Raw genomic sequence first — 876 nt, 5'->3', positions numbered from 1 at the left:
CGCCTCGGTCACTGCCGATCAAACCGAGTTGGATAACTCCGATAATACGGATTCGGTGAGCGTTGATGCTCAGGCGATTGATTTAGCCCTGAGCAAAGCCGTGGATAACGCCACCCCGAACCTGGGGGATAACGTCAGCTTTACCCTGACCGTGTCGAACACGGGACCGGATGCCGCCACCAATGTGGTGGTGACCGATCAGTTACCCGCGGGCTTTACCTTTGTGAGCTCAGACGGTAGCTACAACGCCACCACGGGCTTATGGACCGTAGGTTCACTGGCCAGCGGCGCGACTGCTACGTTGACGATTGTCGCCACCACCACCGACAGCAGTGCGGTGACCAACACTGCTAGCGTGACCGCCGATCAAACTGAGCTGGACAGTTCGGATAATGCCGATTCGGCCACCGTGGATGCCCAGGCCATTGATTTGGCGTTAAGCAAAACCGTGGACAATGCCTCACCGAACCTGGGGGATAATGTCAGCTTCACCCTCACCGTAGCCAACACGGGGCCGGATACCGCCACCAATGTGGTGGTGACTGACCCACTGCCAGCCGGGTTTACCTTTGTCAGCAGTGATGGCAGTTATAACGCCACCACCGGACTATGGACCGTGGGCAGTCTCGCCAGTGGTGCCAGCGCCACGTTGACAATTGTGGCGACCACCACCGACAGCAGTGCGGTGACCAACATTGCCAGCGTGACCGCCGATCAAACCGAGCTGGACAGTTCAGATAATACCGATTCCGCGACCGTGGATGCCCAGGCGATCGATTTAGCCCTGGCTAAATCCGTGGATAACGCCACCCCGAACCTAGGTGATAACGTCAGCTTTACCCTGACCGTCTCCAACACCGGGCCGGATGCCGCCAC

General features: G+C 58.4%; 1 protein-coding gene. It reads left to right on the top strand.

All coding sequences use genetic code 11. The annotated features are described in order from the left end of the window. The coding region (locus tag BFC17_RS22665; protein ID WP_175439607.1) for a DUF11 domain-containing protein at positions 1-876 on the top strand (876 nt) is incomplete at both ends.

The sequence above is a fragment of the Marisediminitalea lipolytica genome, assembly GCF_001758465.1.
GTDB classification, from domain to species: Bacteria; Pseudomonadota; Gammaproteobacteria; order Enterobacterales; family Alteromonadaceae; genus Alteromonas; species Alteromonas lipolytica.
Note: the sequence above shows the minus strand (reverse complement) of the source record. Positions and strands in the feature narration are given on the sequence as shown.